General features: G+C 63.7%; 11 protein-coding genes, 7 tRNA genes and 1 pseudogene. 2 read left to right on the top strand and 17 right to left on the bottom strand.

Annotated elements, in window-relative coordinates:
* Window positions 1-101: 101 nt before the first annotated feature.
* The 16 genes and pseudogenes from lon to HBF24_RS06210 all read right to left on the bottom strand — a co-directional run.
* A pseudogene (lon, locus tag HBF24_RS06285) lies at window positions 102-2,528 on the bottom strand (endopeptidase La); the annotation flags it as partial.
* 204 nt (window positions 2,529-2,732) lie between these two features.
* Window positions 2,733-4,031: an ATP-dependent Clp protease ATP-binding subunit ClpX gene (gene clpX / locus HBF24_RS06280; protein WP_167170597.1), complete on the bottom strand. Its 1,299-nt coding sequence runs from the start codon at window positions 4,029-4,031 to the stop codon at window positions 2,733-2,735.
* Window positions 4,032-4,134: 103 nt separating this feature from the next.
* Complete coding sequence (clpP, locus tag HBF24_RS06275; RefSeq protein ID WP_343162722.1) at window positions 4,135-4,761, bottom strand: ATP-dependent Clp endopeptidase proteolytic subunit ClpP; 627 nt, start codon at window positions 4,759-4,761, stop codon at window positions 4,135-4,137.
* Between the two features lie 43 nt (window positions 4,762-4,804).
* Entirely contained in the window at window positions 4,805-6,097 is a 1,293-nt protein-coding gene (gene tig / locus HBF24_RS06270) for a trigger factor (protein ID WP_167170595.1), read from the bottom strand.
* Window positions 6,098-6,225: 128 nt separating this feature from the next.
* Window positions 6,226-6,310, bottom strand: a tRNA-Leu gene (locus HBF24_RS06265).
* 229 nt (window positions 6,311-6,539) lie between these two features.
* Window positions 6,540-6,615, bottom strand: a tRNA-Lys gene (locus HBF24_RS06260).
* A 10-nt stretch (window positions 6,616-6,625) separates the two neighbouring features.
* Window positions 6,626-6,702 (bottom strand) — tRNA-His (locus HBF24_RS06255).
* A gap of 19 nt (window positions 6,703-6,721) precedes the next feature.
* A tRNA-Arg gene (locus tag HBF24_RS06250) sits at window positions 6,722-6,798 on the bottom strand.
* Window positions 6,799-6,820: 22 nt separating this feature from the next.
* Window positions 6,821-6,897, bottom strand: a tRNA-Pro gene (locus HBF24_RS06245).
* 173 nt (window positions 6,898-7,070) lie between these two features.
* Window positions 7,071-7,147 (bottom strand) — tRNA-Arg (locus HBF24_RS06240).
* Between the two features lie 260 nt (window positions 7,148-7,407).
* Window positions 7,408-7,500: transfer RNA gene (locus HBF24_RS06235), tRNA-Ser, on the bottom strand.
* A gap of 79 nt (window positions 7,501-7,579) precedes the next feature.
* Window positions 7,580-7,783 carry a carbon storage regulator CsrA gene (csrA, locus tag HBF24_RS06230; RefSeq protein ID WP_167170592.1) on the bottom strand — a complete coding sequence of 68 codons (204 nt, stop codon included), beginning with the start codon at window positions 7,781-7,783 and terminating at the stop codon, window positions 7,580-7,582.
* Between the two features lie 262 nt (window positions 7,784-8,045).
* Window positions 8,046-10,685, bottom strand: a complete 2,640-nt coding sequence (gene alaS / locus HBF24_RS06225; RefSeq protein WP_167170589.1) for an alanine--tRNA ligase — start codon at window positions 10,683-10,685, stop codon at window positions 8,046-8,048.
* 70 nt (window positions 10,686-10,755) lie between these two features.
* The gene (locus HBF24_RS06220; protein WP_343162721.1) at window positions 10,756-11,250 is read right to left on the bottom strand and encodes a regulatory protein RecX; all 495 of its coding nucleotides are present in this window, start codon (window positions 11,248-11,250) and stop codon (window positions 10,756-10,758) included.
* A 44-nt stretch (window positions 11,251-11,294) separates the two neighbouring features.
* Complete coding sequence (gene recA, locus HBF24_RS06215; RefSeq protein ID WP_167170586.1) at window positions 11,295-12,335, bottom strand: recombinase RecA; 1,041 nt, start codon at window positions 12,333-12,335, stop codon at window positions 11,295-11,297.
* A gap of 138 nt (window positions 12,336-12,473) precedes the next feature.
* A complete protein-coding gene (locus HBF24_RS06210) occupies window positions 12,474-12,986 on the bottom strand; it encodes a nicotinamide-nucleotide amidohydrolase family protein (protein ID WP_167170583.1) in 513 nt (170 codons plus the stop codon).
* Between the two features lie 219 nt (window positions 12,987-13,205).
* Here HBF24_RS06210 and HBF24_RS06205 point away from each other — a divergent pair, with 219 nt between their 5' ends.
* Window positions 13,206-14,000, top strand: a complete 795-nt coding sequence (locus HBF24_RS06205) for an SDR family oxidoreductase (protein WP_167170581.1) — start codon at window positions 13,206-13,208, stop codon at window positions 13,998-14,000.
* A 9-nt stretch (window positions 14,001-14,009) separates the two neighbouring features.
* On the opposite strand, the gene HBF24_RS06200 is transcribed toward HBF24_RS06205, so the two are convergent.
* On the bottom strand, window positions 14,010-14,804 hold the full coding sequence (locus HBF24_RS06200) for a CDP-diacylglycerol diphosphatase (RefSeq protein WP_167170578.1): 795 nt from the start codon (window positions 14,802-14,804) through the stop codon (window positions 14,010-14,012).
* Window positions 14,805-15,008: 204 nt separating this feature from the next.
* Here HBF24_RS06200 and mutS point away from each other — a divergent pair, with 204 nt between their 5' ends.
* On the top strand, window positions 15,009-17,561 hold the full coding sequence (gene mutS, locus HBF24_RS06195) for a DNA mismatch repair protein MutS (RefSeq protein ID WP_167170575.1): 2,553 nt from the start codon (window positions 15,009-15,011) through the stop codon (window positions 17,559-17,561).
* Window positions 17,562-17,627: the final 66 nt, after the last annotated feature.

Below are 17,627 nucleotides of genomic sequence, written 5' to 3'. Positions count from 1 at the left end.
GCACTAACACATCAATGCGTGCGCCGGGCGCCGGGCCGCGAGGATTCGCGCTTGCCCTTGCCCTGCAGTGGGGCCTTGGCTTTTTCGCCGTCCTTGGGTGGCGGACCCAGCGGCCTTTCAAGTGCCACATCCAACACTTCGTCGATCCAACGCACCGCATGAATCTCCAGCGAATCGGTGATGTTGGACGGGATATCGGCCAGATCCTTCTCGTTCTCCTGCGGGATGATCACCGTGGTAATGCCACCGCGATGGGCCGCCAGCAGCTTCTCCTTGAGCCCGCCGATCGGCAGCACGCGCCCACGCAAAGTGATCTCGCCCGTCATCGCCACTTCCGAGCGCACCGGCACCTTGGTCAGCACCGATACCAGTGCCGTGCACATGGCAATACCGGCGCTGGGGCCGTCCTTGGGCGTGGCACCCTCGGGCACGTGGATGTGGATGTCATGCTGGTGATGGAAGTCCGGGTCGATGCCCAGACGGTCGGCACGCGCACGCACCACTGACAACGCCGCCTGGATCGACTCCTTCATCACGTCGCCCAGCTGACCGGTGTGCACCAGCTTGCCCTTTCCCGGCACCACCGAGGCCTCGATGGAGAGCAGGTCACCGCCCACCTGGGTCCAGGCCAGGCCGGTGACCAGGCCGATTTCGTTCTGCTGCTCCTTGCGGCCGAAGTCGAAACGACGCACCCCCAGATACTTGTCCAGGTTGCGCACGTCGACCTTGCGCGTGCTCGGCGCCGCCGGAGCCGCACTCTTGGCCTTTTTCGACGCAGCCTTGCCCTTGGCCTTGGCCGCGGTGGACTTGGTCGGTGCCGGGCCTTCCAGCGCGATCTCCTTGACCACCTTGCGGCAGATGCGGGCCACCTCGCGCTCCAGATTGCGTACACCCGACTCACGCGTGTAGTAGCGCACGATGTCGCGGATGGCGCCCTCGGACACGCTCAGCTCGCCGTCCTTGAGGCCATTGGCCTTGAGCTGCTTGGGCAGCAGGTAGCGTTGGGCAATGGCGATCTTCTCGTCCTCGGTATAGCCGGGGATGCGGATCACCTCCATGCGGTCCAGCAGCGGGCCGGGGATGTTCAGCGAATTGGCCGTGGCAATCCACATCACCTCGGACAGATCCAGGTCGACCTCAAGGTAATGATCGTTGAAGGTGTGGTTTTGCTCCGGATCCAGCACTTCCAGCAACGCCGAGGACGGATCGCCGCGGAAGTCGGTGGACATCTTGTCGATTTCGTCCAGCACGAACAGCGGGTTCTTGGTGCCGACCTTGTTGAGGTTCTGCACGATGCGCCCGGGCATGGAGCCGATATAGGTACGCCGATGACCGCGAATCTCGGCCTCGTCGCGCACGCCGCCAAGGCTCATGCGAACAAACTTGCGGTTGGTAGCCTTGGCAATGGACTGACCCAGTGAGGTCTTGCCCACGCCGGGCGGTCCGACCAGACACAGGATCGGGCCCTTCATGGTATTGACGCGCTGCTGCACGGCCAGATACTCAAGAATGCGTTCCTTGACCTTCTCCAGGCCGAAGTGATCGGCGTCGAGCACGTCCTGCGCCATTTTCAGGTCCTTGCGCACCTTGCCCCGCTTCTTCCATGGCACCCCGACCAGCCAGTCCAGATAGTTGCGCACCACCGTGGCTTCGGCCGACATCGGCGACATCTGCTTGAGCTTGGAAAGCTCCTGACGCGCCTTGGCCAGCACCGGCTTGGGCATGCCGATGGTGTCGATCTTCTTGGTCAGCTCCTCGATCTCGTTGGCGCCTTCCTCACCCTCACCCAGCTCCTTCTGGATGGCCTTCATCTGTTCGTTGAGGTAGTACTCGCGCTGGCTCTTTTCCATCTGCGACTTGATGCGGCCGCGGATGCGCTTTTCGACCTGCTGCAGATCCATCTCGCCGTCGACCAGGCCGATCAGCTGCTCCAGGCGCGCGCCGACATCGGCCGTTTCCAGCACCTTCTGCTTGTCGGCCAGGCGCACCGAAAGGTGCGCGGCAATGGTATCGGCCAGGCGCGAAGGATCGTCGATGCCCGACAGTGTGGACATCACTTCCGGTGGCAGCTTGCGGCTTTGCTTGACCAACTGCTCGAACAGCGACACCAGCGTACGCGAAACCACATCCAGCTCGCGCTCGTCCGAGCTGTAGTCGGACTCGATGACGCGCGTGTCGGCGGTAAACATGCCCTCGGCTTCGGTGTAGTTGGAAATGGACACGCGCGAGGCGCCCTCGACCAGCACCTTGACGGTGCCGTCGGGCAGCTTCAGCAGCTGAAGCACGCTTGCAAGCGTGCCGATGTCGTAAAGGTCGTCCGCCTGGGGATCGTCGACATCCGGGCTCTTTTGCGCAACCAGCACGATCTGGCGCTCGTTTTCCATCGCCGACTCGAGCGCGCGCATGGATTTGTCGCGACCCACAAACAACGGGATCACCATGTGCGGGTAGACGACTACATCGCGCAGCGGCAGGACCGGGAGGCCCTGGTGCAACGTGCCGGCTGAAATGGTGGGGTTCTCTGGCATGATCACTTCCTGAAAGATCGAAGCGTGACCCGAGCCTGCGCTGCGGGTCCGATATAGGTCAAGTGGAGGCTCCCGGCGGCGCCATCAAGGGACGCACAGCACGCCACGACGACCAATGGTCACGGGGAGCCAGATACGACAAGGGCGCCCAAAGGACGCCCTTGCAATGACATGACCGCGAAGACGCGCGGGCAACGGACGCCTTTATGCCGCGCCACTGCTACCGTCACCGATGGCACGCTGCTGCTGCAGGTTGCCACGGTAGATCAGGTACGGCTCGGCCTGACCTTCAATCACGGCATCGTCGACCACCACCTTGCTGACATGCTCCAGCGACGGCAGCTCGTACATGGTGTCAAGCAGCACCTGCTCGAGGATGGTGCGCAGGCCACGGGCACCGGTGCGGCGCTTGAGCGCCTTGGTAGCGATGGCCTTGAGCGCCTCGGGGCGGAACTCCAGCTCCACGCCTTCCATCTCGAACAGCTTCTTGAACTGCTTGGTGACGGCGTTCTTGGGCTCGACCAGGATCTGAACCAGCGCATCCTCGTCCAGCTCGTCCAGTGTGGCGACCACCGGCAGACGGCCGACAAACTCGGGAATCAGGCCGAAACGCACCAGATCGTCCGGCTCGACGTCGGCCAGCAGCGTGCCCAGATTCCGCTTGCGCTCCTTGGAACGCACCTCGGCCGAGAAGCCGATGCCGGTGGTTTCCGAGCGCTGCTGGATCACCTTGTCCAGGCCGGCAAACGCGCCACCACAAATGAACAGCACGTTCTTGGTGTCGACCTGCAGGAACTCCTGCTGCGGATGCTTCCGGCCACCCTGCGGCGGCACCGAGGCCAGTGTGCCCTCGATCAACTTCAGCAGCGCCTGCTGCACACCCTCGCCGGACACATCGCGCGTGATCGACGGATTCTCGCTTTTGCGCGAAATCTTGTCGATTTCGTCGATGTAGACGATGCCTGACTGCGCCTTGTCGACGTCGTAGTCGCACTTTTGCAGCAGCTTCTGGATGATGTTTTCCACATCCTCACCCACGTAACCGGCTTCGGTCAGCGTGGTGGCATCGGCGATGGTGAACGGCACGTTGAGCAGGCGCGCCAGCGTCTCGGCCAGCAGCGTCTTGCCTGAACCGGTCGGGCCGATCAGCAGAATGTTGGACTTGGACAGCTCGACATCGTCGCCCTTCTGGCGCGATTCCAGCCGCTTGTAATGGTTGTAGACCGCCACCGACAGCGCCTTCTTGGCGCGGGTCTGCCCGACCACGTACTGGTCCAGCGTCTCCATGATTTCCTTGGGCTTGGGCAGCTGCGCCCGGCCCGAGGCGGCCTTCTCCTCCAGCTCTTCGCGGATAATATCGTTGCAGAGCTCGACACACTCATCGCAGATGAACACGGACGGGCCCGCAATCAGCTTGCGTACCTCGTGCTGGCTCTTGCCGCAAAAGGAGCAGTAGAGAATTTTGCCGCTGTCGTTGGAACGGCCCTGCCGCTCGTCGCTCATGCTGTGGTCCCGGTAGTGCTTGGCTTACAAGCCGAGGATAGCATAGCCACCCGCGCCTGCCATGCAGGCGCGGGCGGCGTCAATGCCATGCAAAAGCGGCCTGTCAGGCCGACTTGACGCTCTCGCCCGGGCGCTTGTCGAGCACGGCGTCGATCAGGCCGTACTGCTTGGCCTCGTCGGCGCTCATGAAGCGGTCACGCTCGGTATCGCGGGCGATCTGCTCGACCGGCTGACCGGTGTGCTGGGCCAGAATGGCGTTCAGACGCTCACGCATGGCCAGAATCTCACGGGCATGGATCTCGATGTCGGTGGCCTGACCGGAGATGCCACCAGCCCACGGCTGATGGATCATCACGCGCGAGTGCGGCAGCGAATAGCGCTTGCCGGCCGCCCCGGCAGTCAGCAGCAACGCACCCATGCTGGCCGCCTGGCCGATGCACATGGTGCTGACATCGGGCTTGAGGAACTGCATGGTGTCGTAGATCGCCAGCCCCGCGGTCACCGAACCGCCGGGGCTGTTGATGTACAGGCTGATGTCCTTGTCCGGATTCTCAGACTCCAGGAACAACAGCTGCGCGACCACCAGGTTGGCCATGTGGTCGTCCACCGGGCCGACCAGGAACACCACACGCTCCTTGAGCAGGCGCGAATAGATGTCGAAGGAGCGTTCGCCACGAGCGGTCTGCTCGACGACCATCGGCACCAGGTTCAGGTTCTGGATCGGTTCCACGGGTGTTGTCTCCGGTTGATGCTTCTTTAGGGTTGAGAATGCCTCAACCCTGGTTCGGGCGCATCACCTCATCGAAGCTCAGTGACTGGTCGGTGGTGTTGGCGTTGTCGGCCACCCACTCGGCCACCTGATCTTCCATGACGCGATTTTGCAGACCCTGCATCAACTGGGGGTCGGAGTTGTACAGTTCAATGACCTTCTCCGGTTCCTCGTAGGTGGAGGCGATCGCCGCCAGCATGTCCGAAACGCGGGCGCGGTCGATTTCCAGCTCCTGCTTGCGGGCAATCTCGCCCATCAGCAGAGCCGCCATGACGCGCTTTTTGGCCATCGGCTTGGCCGACTCGAACATCTGCTCGGGAATTTCGCGATCCTTGCCGATCATGTTGCGGACCAGACCTTCAGCTTCGGCGCGCACCATCACCTGCGGCACCTCGAAATCTTCCTGCGACTCGGCCAGTTTTTCGGCCACTTCCGACTTCAGGCGGCCCATCAGCGCGGCCTTGAGCTCGCGCTCCAGGTTGGCGCGCACTTCCTTGCGGAACGTCTCGACCGAACCGTCGCTGACACCAAAGATGGCCACGAACTCGGCGTCCACCTCCGGCAGGTTGGGCTCTTGCACCTTGATGATCTTGAACTGCACCTTGGCGGTCTTGCCGGCCAGGTTCTCGTTGCGGAAATCCTCCGGGAAAGTGATTTCCTGCTCGAACTCGTCGCCAGCGCTGTGGCCGGTCAGGGCCTCGTCCAGCGCCTTGAACAGCTGGCCGGAACCGACCACGCTGCCGGCGCGCTCCAGGCCTTCCTCGGGGAAGCGGTAGTCACCGGCTTCGGCGCTGTACTCGAACATCACAAAGTCGTCGGCCTTCGCGGCACGCTCGACCACCTCGAAGCTGCGGCGCTGCTGACGCAGGGTTTCGACCATGGTGTCGATGTCGGCGTCGGTCACCGCGGCCACCGGGCGCTGAATCTCCAGCTTGGCTACGTCCACTTCCGGCAATTCCGGCATCACCTCGAAGGAGGCGGTGTAGGCAATATCGCCGTCCTCGGCTTCGCCGGTGGTATCGATCGAGGGCTGCGCCACCGGGCGCAGGTCTTCCTTGTCGAACGCCTCGCGCAGGGTGCTGCCGATCAGCTCGGACAGCGCTTCGCCACGCACCTGCGCGCCGAAGCGCTGCTTGATGACGTTGGCCGGCACCTTGCCCGGGCGAAAGCCCTTCAGGCGCACCGTGCGGCTCATCTGAGCCAGACGCTCGCTGACCTGCGATTCCAGTCGCTCCGCCGGAAACTTCACCGTCAGCTTGCGCTCGAGCGTACCGACGTTCTCAACCGAAACTTGCATGATCTCTCCTGATACCGCCATATCGATGGCGCCGCGGCGGCATCTTGCGCCACCCGTTTGAATACATCACCCGGATCGCGTCCACAGCGCCATGCGCGGACCATCCGGACCGGTTACCTCAAGGGAGTTGGTGCGAAAGGCGAGACTCGAACTCGCACGGGTTGCCCCGCCAGGACCTAAACCTGGTGCGTCTACCAATTCCGCCACTTTCGCATCCCCGCCGCCCCAGGCTGCGACAAAGGTCGCAGCGTCCGGTGCAAGTGGATGATTCCCTTGAACGGAAGACGACCATTTTACGGTCGCATCGCGCGTATGCACAAGCACCGCAGCAACCGTCAACCCCTGCTGCGCGGTCAGCACCAATCAAGGGGTGCCCCTTCCCGGCAATGCACGGGGGCAAAAAAAAACAACGGCCTGCAGCTATGCAAGCCGTTGTTTTAATTGGTGGGCCGTGTAGGACTCGAACCTACAACCAATTGATTAAGAGTCAACTGCTCTACCAATTGAGCTAACGGCCCTTTTGAAAAGTGGGGTGGACGATGGGACTCGAACCCACGACATCCGGAATCACAATCCGGTACTCTAACCAGCTGAGCTACGCCCACCACAACCGAACGACTACATTGGCGCGCCCGACAGGAATCGAACCTGCAACCCTCGGCTTAGAAGGCCGATGCTCTATCCGGTTGAGCTACAGGCGCAGACACTGTGAAGAGCGCGCTCTGGTCGGGGTAGAGGGATTCGAACCCCCGACGTCCAGCTCCCAAAGCTGGCGCTCTACCAGGCTGAGCTATACCCCGATGCACGCTTGATTTTTGCACGTAGCAAAGCTCTGCGATGTTACGGGCGCGCTACAGCGCAGTCAATCCGTTTTCGAAGTGAACATATGTCCGCGGCTTCGAAACTCCGCCGACCCGGCGTTTCGCCGAATCTGACAGTTGACCCGAAAAACCGATCGACTGTCGCTTCAAAATGGCGCGCCCGGAGAGATTCGAACTCCCGACCGCCTGGTTCGTAGCCAGGTACTCTATCCAGCTGAGCTACGGGCGCATCAATTTGTTTTGCTTATTGCGCCCCACGTTTCGTCAGGGCCGTTAAGCGAGGAGCGAAATTATTCAGATTTGAGACGTCGCCGTCAATACCCGATTTCGCTTTTTTCAAAAATTTTTTCAGACCGCCAAAAACAGCATTCTGAAATGGTCATCCGACATGGATGGACGTCCAAACGCGCCATATACGCACGATGAAAACGACCAGCCTGGAGACCCTGGAACTCATGAGGAGCCGCGCTTGACGGCCCCTCGAAGATCTGGCGGAGAGAGAGGGATTCGAACCCTCGAGAAGGTGATTAACCCTCTACTCCCTTAGCAGGGGAGCCCCTTCAGCCACTCGGGCACCTCTCCGGGACCTTGCAGCTATCAATGCTGCGAGCTGGCTAGTATAGCCACATGAAACATACCGCGCAAACCCTTTTTAAAGGTTTCAGTCGGCGTCATTCTCGGCGCCGGCTTCCGGATCGTCATGCTCGCGCTTGATGCGCTGATAGATTTCCTCGCGGTGCACCGACACATCCTTTGGCGCGCTGATACCAACACGCACCTGATTGCCCTTCACGCCGAGCACAGTGACGGTCACCTCGTCACCGATCATCAGGGTCTCCCCGACACGGCGGGTCAAAATCAACATGGTTCGTACTCCTAGTCCTCAGGTCACTGGGCCACGCCATCATGGGCATTTCACCCCTGAATGCCACATGTCGCAGACCGGCGAATGGTTTTCGCCGAAAGACCCACCGCCATCATCGGCTTGCCTCGGCACGGCCCCAAATGGAGCCGAGACGCTCATATTGCGCGAATGGGCGCCGTAAACGTCCGGCGGATACTACCTAGCCCATCGGACGGGTGCAACGACGTGCCATTTGTGCATCCTGGCCCTTGTCGGGCACACCTCAAGGTTTCGCGATACGGCCTCGCACCCAGTCGGGCACCGCCGAAAGGGCATCATCGAGCTCGGGGGAATCGGTACCGCCACCTTGCGCCATGTCGGGTCGACCTCCGCCTTTTCCGTTGATCTTTCCTGCTACATCGGCCACCAGCTCGCCCGCCTTGAGGCGGCCAAGCGCGGCGCCGTTCACACCTGAGACCAGCGAAACCCTGCCTTCGTTCCCGGCCGCCAACAGCACCACGCAGTCCCCTAGCTGTTGCTTGAGCCGGTCGACGCTGTCACGCAATGACTTGGCATCCAGGCCATCAATGCGCGCGGCCACTACCTTGATGCCATCCACATCGGCCGCCTGCGCGGCCAGATCACCAGAAGCGGCACTGGCAGCCTTGGCCTTGAGCGACTCCAGCTCGCGCTCGAGTTTTTTCTGGCGTTCGAATACCTGGCGCAACTTGTCGACGACATCGGCAGGGCTGGTCGAAAGCAGCTGGCCCAGTTCGGCCAGGCGCGATTCTTCCTGGTCCACGTGCGCCAGCGCCGCCTCGCCGGTGAGCGCCTCGATGCGCCGCACGCCCGAGGCCACGCCCGACTCGCCGATGATCTTGAACAGGCCGATATCACCGGTGCGCGACACATGCGTACCGCCGCACAGTTCGGTGGAAAATTCCCCCATGCGCAGCACGCGCACCTGGTCGCCATACTTTTCGCCGAACAAGGCCATGGCGCCAAAGTCGATGGCCTCCTGATAGCCCATTTCGTGCACATCGGCGGCACTGTTGCGACGCACTTCGGCGTTGACCAGGGTTTCGATCTGACGCAGTTGCTCGGCGCTGACCGCCTGCCCGTGCGCAAAGTCGAAACGCAACCGGTCCGGCGCCACCAGCGAGCCCTTCTGCGTCACATGCTCGCCAAGCACCTTGCGCAGCGCGGCATGCAGCAAATGCGTGGCTGAATGGTTGAGCACGATGGCCTGGCGACGCACGCCATCAACCACCGCGCGCACCAGATCGCCCGCGCGCAACGGTTGCGCGCCCTGCCAGGTGCCAACATGGCCATGGAAGGCACCGGCCAGCTTTTGCGTATCGGTAACGACCAGGCGCCCCTCGCCCAGCTCCAGCAGGCCAGCATCGCCGACCTGGCCGCCGGATTCGGCGTAGAACGGCGTGCGATCGAGCAATACAGTGCCCTTCTCTCCCTCGGCCAACGCATCGACGCTGCGACCATCCACGACGATGGCCGCAACCTTGCACGCATCTTCACTGAGACGGTCGTAACCGAGAAATTCCGTGGCCTCGAGGCGATTGAGCAAGTCGCTGGGCAGCTGCGCCTTGGCCTCGAACTGGCTGGCGGCACGGGCACGCTCGCGCTGGCGGTTCATGGCGGCGTTGAAGCCATCCATATCCACGTCCATGCCGCGCTCGCGCGCGATGTCAGCGGTCAGATCCACCGGGAAGCCGTAGGTGTCGTACAGGCGGAAGGCTTCTTCGCCCGGCACCATCTTGCCCGCACGCGCGGCGACCTCGTCGAACAGTTTCATGCCCTGCTCCAGCGTTTCGCCAAAACGCTGCTCCTCGGCGCGAATGACCTGCTCGACGCGACCTTGCGCCTGCACCAGCTCCGGATAGGCCTCGCCCATTTCGGCCACCAGCGGTGCGACCATCTTCCAGAAGAAGTCGCCGCGCACACCAAGCATCCAGCCGTGACGCAGTGCGCGGCGGATGATGCGCCGCTGCACATAGCCACGGCCTTCGTTGGACGGCAGCACACCATCGACAATCAGGAACGCGCTGGCGCGGATGTGATCGGCAATCACGCGCAGCGACTTGTTCTCGATATCGGCGGTGTCGGTCAGCTCGGCGGCGGCCTTGATCAGCGTCTGGAACAGGTCGATCTCATAGTTCGAGTGCACGCCCTGCAGTACCGCAGCCAGGCGCTCCAAACCCATGCCGGTGTCCACACACGGGGCCGGCAGCGGCGCCATGGTGCCGTCGGGCTGACGGTCGAACTGCATGAACACCAGGTTCCAGATCTCGATGAAGCGGTCGCCATCTTCCTCCGGCGAGCCCGGCGGGCCGCCCGGAATGTGCTCGCCGTGATCGTAGAAGATTTCCGTGCACGGACCGCACGGGCCGGTATCGGCCATCTGCCAGAAATTGTCCGAGGCATAGGGCGCGCCGCCGTTGTCGCCAATACGGATGATGCGCGACTCGGGCACACCAATCTCGTCACGCCAGAGCGCATAGGCCTCGTCATCGGTGTGATAGACGGTAACCGTCAGCTTTTCGGCCGGCAGGCCAAATACTTGGGTCAGCAATTCCCACGACCAGCTGATCGCCTCGCGCTTGAAGTAGTCACCGAACGACCAGTTGCCCAGCATCTCAAAGAAGGTGTGGTGGCGCGCGGTGTAGCCCACCGAGTCCAGATCGTTGTGCTTGCCGCCGGCACGCAGGCAGCGCTGCACATCCACGGCACGCGTATAGCCGGGCTTCTCGCTGCCCAGGAACACGTTCTTGAACTGCACCATGCCGGCAACAGTGAACATGAGCGTGGGGTCGTTGCCCGGCACCAGCGGCGCCGAGGGCACCACGGTGTGGCCCTTGGATTCGAAGAATTCGAGGAAGCGGGAACGGATCTGGGCTGTTTTCATCGAGGCTCGGCGATACGTCAAAAGGCTTGGGATAAATGAACGCACCGAGGGACGGGCGCGTCGCGAGCCTTTAGTCGTCGCAAGCGGCCTCGTCCACATCGGCGTGGGTAACCGCTCTTACTGTGGCGGCGGCAAAGCCGCGACGCAAGAGGAATTGCGCGCGCCGCGCGCGTTCGGCCAGATCATCACCGGCCGGCTCACGGTAGCGTCGGCGCAGTTGCGCGGCCGCCTCGGCGTGCCAGTCCACCTCCAGCGCGTCCAGCTCGGCGCGGATACGCGCATCGGAAAGGCCGTGGCTTTTCAGCTCCGCCCGGATGCGCGCCGGGCCATAGCCCTGGCCGGCACGACTGCGCGCCATGACGCCGGCAAAACGCTCATCATCCTGGTAGCGGTCATCGGCCAGACGGTCGAGCGCCTGCTCCACCTCATCGCGCTCATAGCCGGCGCGGGCCAGCTTCATGCTCAGTTCGCGCCGCGATTGCTCGCGCCGCGCCAACAGGGCCAGCGCCTTGTCATAGGCGCTGACCCTGGGCTTTTCCTTGCGGGGTTTGCGTGCACCGAACACGGGCGTTCACGCAGCCACCGGGGTGTGCAAGCAATCGGGCGGCATCAAGCCTCCTCGACCGCCTCGCTGCCTTCTTCGGCCGCTGCTGCCGGCTTGGCGCTGACCAGCAGGCGCTTGCGCAGCTCGGTGTCGACCTCGTTGGCGATTTCCGGATTGTCCTTCAGGAACTGGCGCACGTTTTCCTTGCCCTGACCGATGCGGTCACCCTTGTAGCTGTACCAGGCGCCGGCCTTGTCGATCAGGTTCTGCGCCACGCCCAGCTCGATGATCTCGCCTTCGCGCGAGGTGCCTTCACCGTAAAGAATCTCGAACTCGGTCTGACGGAACGGCGGCGCCACCTTGTTCTTGACCACTTTGACGCGGGTCTGCGAACCGATGACCTCGTCGCCCTTCTTCACCGCGCCGATGCGGCGAATATCCATGCGCACCGAGGCGTAGAACTTCAGCGCGTTGCCGCCGGTGGTGGTTTCCGGGCTGCCGAACATCACGCCAATCTTCATGCGGATCTGGTTGATGAAGATCACCAGGCAGTTGGTACGCTTGATGTTGCCGGTGAGCTTGCGCAGCGCCTGGCTCATCAGGCGAGCGTGCAGGCCGACGTGCGAATCGCCCATCTCGCCCTCGATTTCGGCCTTCGGCGTCAGCGCGGCGACCGAATCGACCACCACCATGTCCACCGCGCCCGAGCGCACCAGCATGTCGGCGATTTCCAGCGCCTGTTCGCCGGTGTCGGGCTGGCTGACCAGCAGGTCGTCCACGTTCACGCCCAGTTTTTCGGCGTAGGTGGGATCAAGCGCGTGCTCGGCGTCGACGAAGGCGGCGGTGCCGCCCTGCTTCTGGCACTGCGCGATGGCCTGCAGAGTCAGCGTGGTCTTGCCCGACGATTCCGGGCCATAGATCTCGACCACGCGGCCCTTGGGCAGGCCACCCACGCCCAGCGCGATATCCAGACCAAGCGACCCGGTGGAGACGGTTTCCACCGCAGCCTGCGTGCGATCGCCCATACGCATGACCGCGCCCTTGCCGAACTGCTTTTCGATCTGGCCCAGGGCGGAGGTGAGCGCGCGGCGCTTGTTGTCATCCATCGTGATACATCCTCGAAACGGGTCTGGTGATGCGGCCAAGCATGCCTGCCGTCGATCTCATGGGCTGCGACATGTGGCCATTGCCGCTGACCAGTATCCCACACCGTCGCCGCCCAACGTCACAGTCCCAAGGCAACGTCAGCCTGTCAGGGTTTTCTCAAGCCCGGTCAGGGCGGCGAGCACGCTCTGCCGGCGCACCGCTTCACGGTCGCCGGCAAAATGGAAGCATTCGGCACGCGTGGTCAGCCCCGCGGCAGCCCAGGCGATCCACACCGTACCCACGGGCTTGTGCGCCGAGCCACCGCCGGGGCCGGCGATCCCTGACACCGCCACGGTCCTGTCGGCCTGCATGGCCCGGCATGCGCCTTCGGCCATCTGCCGAACCACCACCTCGCTGACCGCGCCGTGTGTCTGCAATGCCTGCGCCTGGACGCCCAATAAACCCCGCTTGGCCTCGTTGCTGTAGCTGACCAGGCCACCGCGGAACCAGGCCGACGAGCCGGCCAGATCGGTCAGACACTTGGCGATCCAGCCACCGGTGCACGATTCGGCCGTGGCCAGCCACACGCCGCTCGCCCCGGCGGCCTCGGCCACACGGCGCGAGGCGAGCAGCAGGGCGGCGTCATCACATGAACAGGCTTGGTGCGGCATGGCTACTCATCGGCAAAGGCCATCGCAGCGGCGACCAGCACTGCGAAACAATAAAAAAGCGTTGGTCCATGATGACATGAGTGCCAGGGCGCACCGAATGCCCAGGGCGATTCGACTTACGTCGAGCCACCCTTTCAAACCGCGTTGCCCTGCCCCCAGCTCTGGGGAACCGCGCGCGGCGACAGGCGCCGCCTCATCCCCATCGCTCAAGGAGCTCCCATGCAGATTGATCTTTCCGGCAAGCGCGCCCTGGTGACTGCCTCTACCGGCGGCATCGGCCTGGCAATCGCCATCGGCCTGGCCCGAGCCGGCGCCCACGTCACGCTCAATGGCCGCAGTGAGGACTCCGTGCAACGCGGCCTTGAAGCGGTACGCGAGCACGTGCCCGATGCCGGACTGGATGGCATCGCCGCCGACCTGTCCGACGCCGCAGGCGCGCGGGCCATCATGAAGGCCTGCGCCGAGGTCGACATCCTGGTCAACAACGCCGGCATTTATGGTCCAAAGCCGTTTTTTGAAGTGGACGACGAGCTCTGGGAGAGCTACCTGCAGACCAACGTGATGTCCGGCGTGCGCCTCTCCCGGGCCTATCTACAAGGCATGATGGCCCGCGGCTGGGGCCGCATTGTGTTCATCAGCTCCGAATCGGCGCTCAACATTCCGCCGGACATGCTGCACTACGGTGTGACCAAGACCGCCCAGCTGTCGCTGGCGCGTGGGCTGGCCAAGTTGGCTCGCCACAGCGGCGTCACCGTCAACAGCGTGCTGCCCGGCCCCACCGCCTCGGACGGTTTTGTCGCCATGCTCAAGGAACAGGCCGAGAAAGAAGGCAAGAGCATCGAACAGGCCGGCATCGACTTTGTGCGCAGTGCGCGGCCCAGCTCGATCATCGGCCGCCCGGCCAGCGTCGAGGAAGTGGCCAACATGGTGGTCTACGCCTGTTCCGAACAAGCCTCTGCCACCTCTGGCGCCGCGCTGCGTGTGGACGGCGGCGTGGTCGACACCATCGCCTGACCTGAGAAGTTAGCGCGCGGCCGCTGCCGGGCTGGCGATGCGGCACCGGTGGTCGAGCAGGGCCTCGCCACTGCCGCGTTGACCTGTCGCCAGGTCGGCCGGCCCGTCCAGCACGATAAAGCCGGGCCGGCCATCGGCGAAAGTGGTGCCGACCACCACCAGCGTATGCGCGCCCATGCCGGCACCAGGCGTCAGGTCGCGCGCCAGCAGTCGGAACGGATCGACATCAAGCGGCTGGCCGCGCACCACCAGGGCTCGATACCGCTGACGCTTGAGCGGCGCCGGCAACCAGCGCCAGTGCGATGACAGCTTGCCCTGCCAGGCATCGAGCTGCTGGCGCACGCCCGCGTCCACGCAATCGATATGGATGTGCAGCTGGTTCTGCGAGCGTGCAAATTTGGAGTTGACCGCCAGCGCTATCTCATTCCGGCTAAGCGCCGTACCCAGCGCCCCGGATACCAGACCACGCCAAGACCAGGCTTGGGCAAGATAGTTTGTAGCGCCCGGCGCCAGCAGTGCCGGGCTCTCAATGCCGATCATGCGCGCCGTCGGCATCAACAGATACTGCGCCCTGCCGCGACGGTCCTTGAGCAGCGCGTAGCCGTGGATGCCTGGCTTCAGATACGCGCATGGCATGGCCTTCCCGCCGCGCTTCAGCGCTGGCAGGCACTGGTGATGCACGATGTTCCACAGCGCCCCCGGGTGATGTTCATGGTGGTGATGAGGAACGGGCGCGCTGGGCGCAGCCGACGCCACCGAGAGTCCGGCCAGCCACAAAAGCCCTGAAAACCAAACGTGCTGCATCAACGGGAAAAGCCTTGCGTGTTGCCAGAATAAGGAGGCGACCAGGCGCGGATATGACGCACTTGGGGTGCTTGCCGGTGTCCACGGACCGACACCGGCGGTAGACTTTGCGCCCGTTCGCCGGGCGCGTCCGCCTCCGGCCATTGTGCCCCACCTAAGCTGCGTACAGGTGTCGCCATCAATACCGCTACACATACCCCGCTCATGCGTCAGTACCTGGCCGCCAAGGCCGAGCACCCCGACGTGCTGCTGTTCTTCCGCATGGGTGATTTCTACGAGCTGTTCTACGACGATGCACGTAAGGCCGCGCGCCTGCTGGACATCACCCTGACCCAGCGCGGCCAGTCCGCTGGCCAGCCGATCCCCATGGCGGGTGTGCCTTATCACGCCGCGGAAAACTACCTGGCCCGGCTGGTACGGCTGGGTGAATCGGTGGCCATCTGCGAGCAGATTGGCGATCCGGCCACCAGCAAGGGACCGGTCGAGCGCAAGGTGGTGCGCATCGTCACCCCGGGCACCGTTACCGACGAAGCGTTGCTGGACGAGCGCCGCGACAACCTGCTGCTGGCTATCAGCGCCGGCAAGCGCGGCTACGGTCTGGCCTGGGCCGATCTTGCCGGTGGCCGCTTCCTGCTGACCGAAGTGGCCGATGCCGAAGCACTGGCTGCCGAGTTGGCGCGCCTGGCGCCGGCCGAAACCCTGGTCGACGAGAACGTCGCCTGGCCAAAACTGGTCAGTGCCCTGCCCGGCCTGCGCCGCCGCCCGCCCTGGCATTTTGATATAGACGCCGCACGTCGCGAACTGACGCGCTTTTTTGAAACGCGTGATCTATCCGGTTTCGGTATCGACCACCTGGAACTGGCCATCGGCGCGGCTGGCTGTCTGCTGGCCTATGTCGAGGAAACGCAGAAAAGCGCGCTGCCGCACCTGACCGGCCTGGCGGTGGAAAACGCCAGCGAAACCATCGCCATGGACGCGGCCACGCGCCGCAACCTGGAACTGGACACGCATCCCAGCGGGCGTCATGAGCACACCCTGCTCGGCGTGCTGGATGAAACGGTGACACCGATGGGTGCGCGCCTGATGCGCCGCTGGCTGCACCGACCGCTGCGTGACCAGAACCGGTTGCGCCTGCGTCACCAGGCCCTGGGCGCGTTGATCGATGGCCGTGCCCACGAGCCCTTGCGCGAAACCCTGCGCGGCGTGGGTGACTTGGAACGCATCTTAAGCCGCGTTGCATTGCGTTCGGCCCGTCCGCGCGACCTTTCCACGCTGCGCGACGGCCTGGCCGCCGCCCCGGTGCTGCGCCAAACCATCGCCCCGCTGGACAGCCCGCACCTTTCGGCACTGGTCGACGACATTGGCGATCATGCCGATACCGCCACCTTGCTGGCCCGCGCCATCGTCGAACGCCCGCCGGTGCTCGCGCGCGACGGCGGCGTGCTGGCCGAAGGTTTCGACGAAGAACTGGATGAACTGCGCCGTCTTTCCACGCATGCCGACCAGTACCTGGTGGAACTGGAGGAGCGCGAGCGCGGCGTTACCGGCATTGCCACCCTAAAGGTAGGCTACAACCGCGTCCACGGCTATTACATCGAAATCGGCAAAAGCCACTCGGCCAAGGTGCCCACGCACTACACGCGCCGCCAGACCACCAAGAATGCCGAGCGCTACATCACCGAAGAGCTGAAAACCTTCGAGGACAAGGTGCTTTCGGCACGCGAGCGTTCGCTGATGCGCGAGCGCGCGCTGTACGAGCAGCTGCTGGAAACCCTGGCGGGCCAGCTCGAGCCGCTGAAAAACGCAGCGGCGGCCATGGCCGAGCTGGACGTGTTGTGCAGCCTGGCCGAACGCGCCGAGACACTGGACTGGACCGCCCCCACGCTGGTCGCCGAGCCCGGCATCGCCATCGAGCGCGGCCGCCACCCGGTGGTGGAAAAGGTGCGCGACGATCCGTTCGAACCCAACGACATCGAGCTTGCCGATACCCGTCGTATGCTGGTGATCACCGGCCCGAACATGGGCGGCAAGTCCACCTACATGCGCCAGAACGCGTTGATCGTGCTGCTGGCGCACATTGGCAGTTACGTGCCCGCTGCGGCGGCCGCCATCGGGCCGATCGATCGCATCTTTACCCGTATCGGCGCCGGCGATGACCTTTCGCGCGGGCAATCGACGTTCATGGTGGAAATGAGCGAGACGGCCAACATTTTGCACAACGCCACGGCACACAGCCTGGTACTGATGGACGAGGTTGGCCGCGGCACGTCCACCTACGATGGCCTGGCGCTGGCACGCGCCTGCGCGGTGCATCTGGCCGCGCAGTGCAAGGCCTTCACGTTGTTTGCCACGCACTATTTCGAGCTGACCGAACTGGCCGCCGAGCTTCCCGGCATCGCCAATGTGCACCTGGACGCGGTGGAATACGGCGAGCAACTGGTGTTCATGCACGCGGTGAAGGAAGGCCCGGCCAACCGCAGCTTCGGCTTGCAGGTGGCCGCGCTGGCGGGCCTCCCCAAGTCGGTGATCGCCGATGCACGCACCACGCTGGCCGAACTGGAGCGCGGCATGCACGGCGACGTGGCCGCACCGGTCAAACGCGTCAGCCCACCGCCGGAAGCCTCGCCCCAGCTCGGGCTGTTTGGTGGCGCCCCGGCACCTTCCCGGCTGGAAAAAGCCATGGAAGCGATCGATCCGGACGAGCTGACGCCGCGTCAGGCCTTAGATGCGCTCTATCGACTCAAGCAGCTGGATTAATCCAGAACATCCTTCAATAGATGCAGCCTATCGACTGAATCAAAACAATCAAATTCTCCGAAACGG

The sequence above is a fragment of the Oleiagrimonas sp. C23AA genome (assembly GCF_011759385.1).
In the GTDB taxonomy this organism is placed as follows: Bacteria; Pseudomonadota; Gammaproteobacteria; order Xanthomonadales; family Rhodanobacteraceae; genus Oleiagrimonas.
Note: the sequence above shows the minus strand (reverse complement) of the source record. Positions and strands in the feature narration are given on the sequence as shown.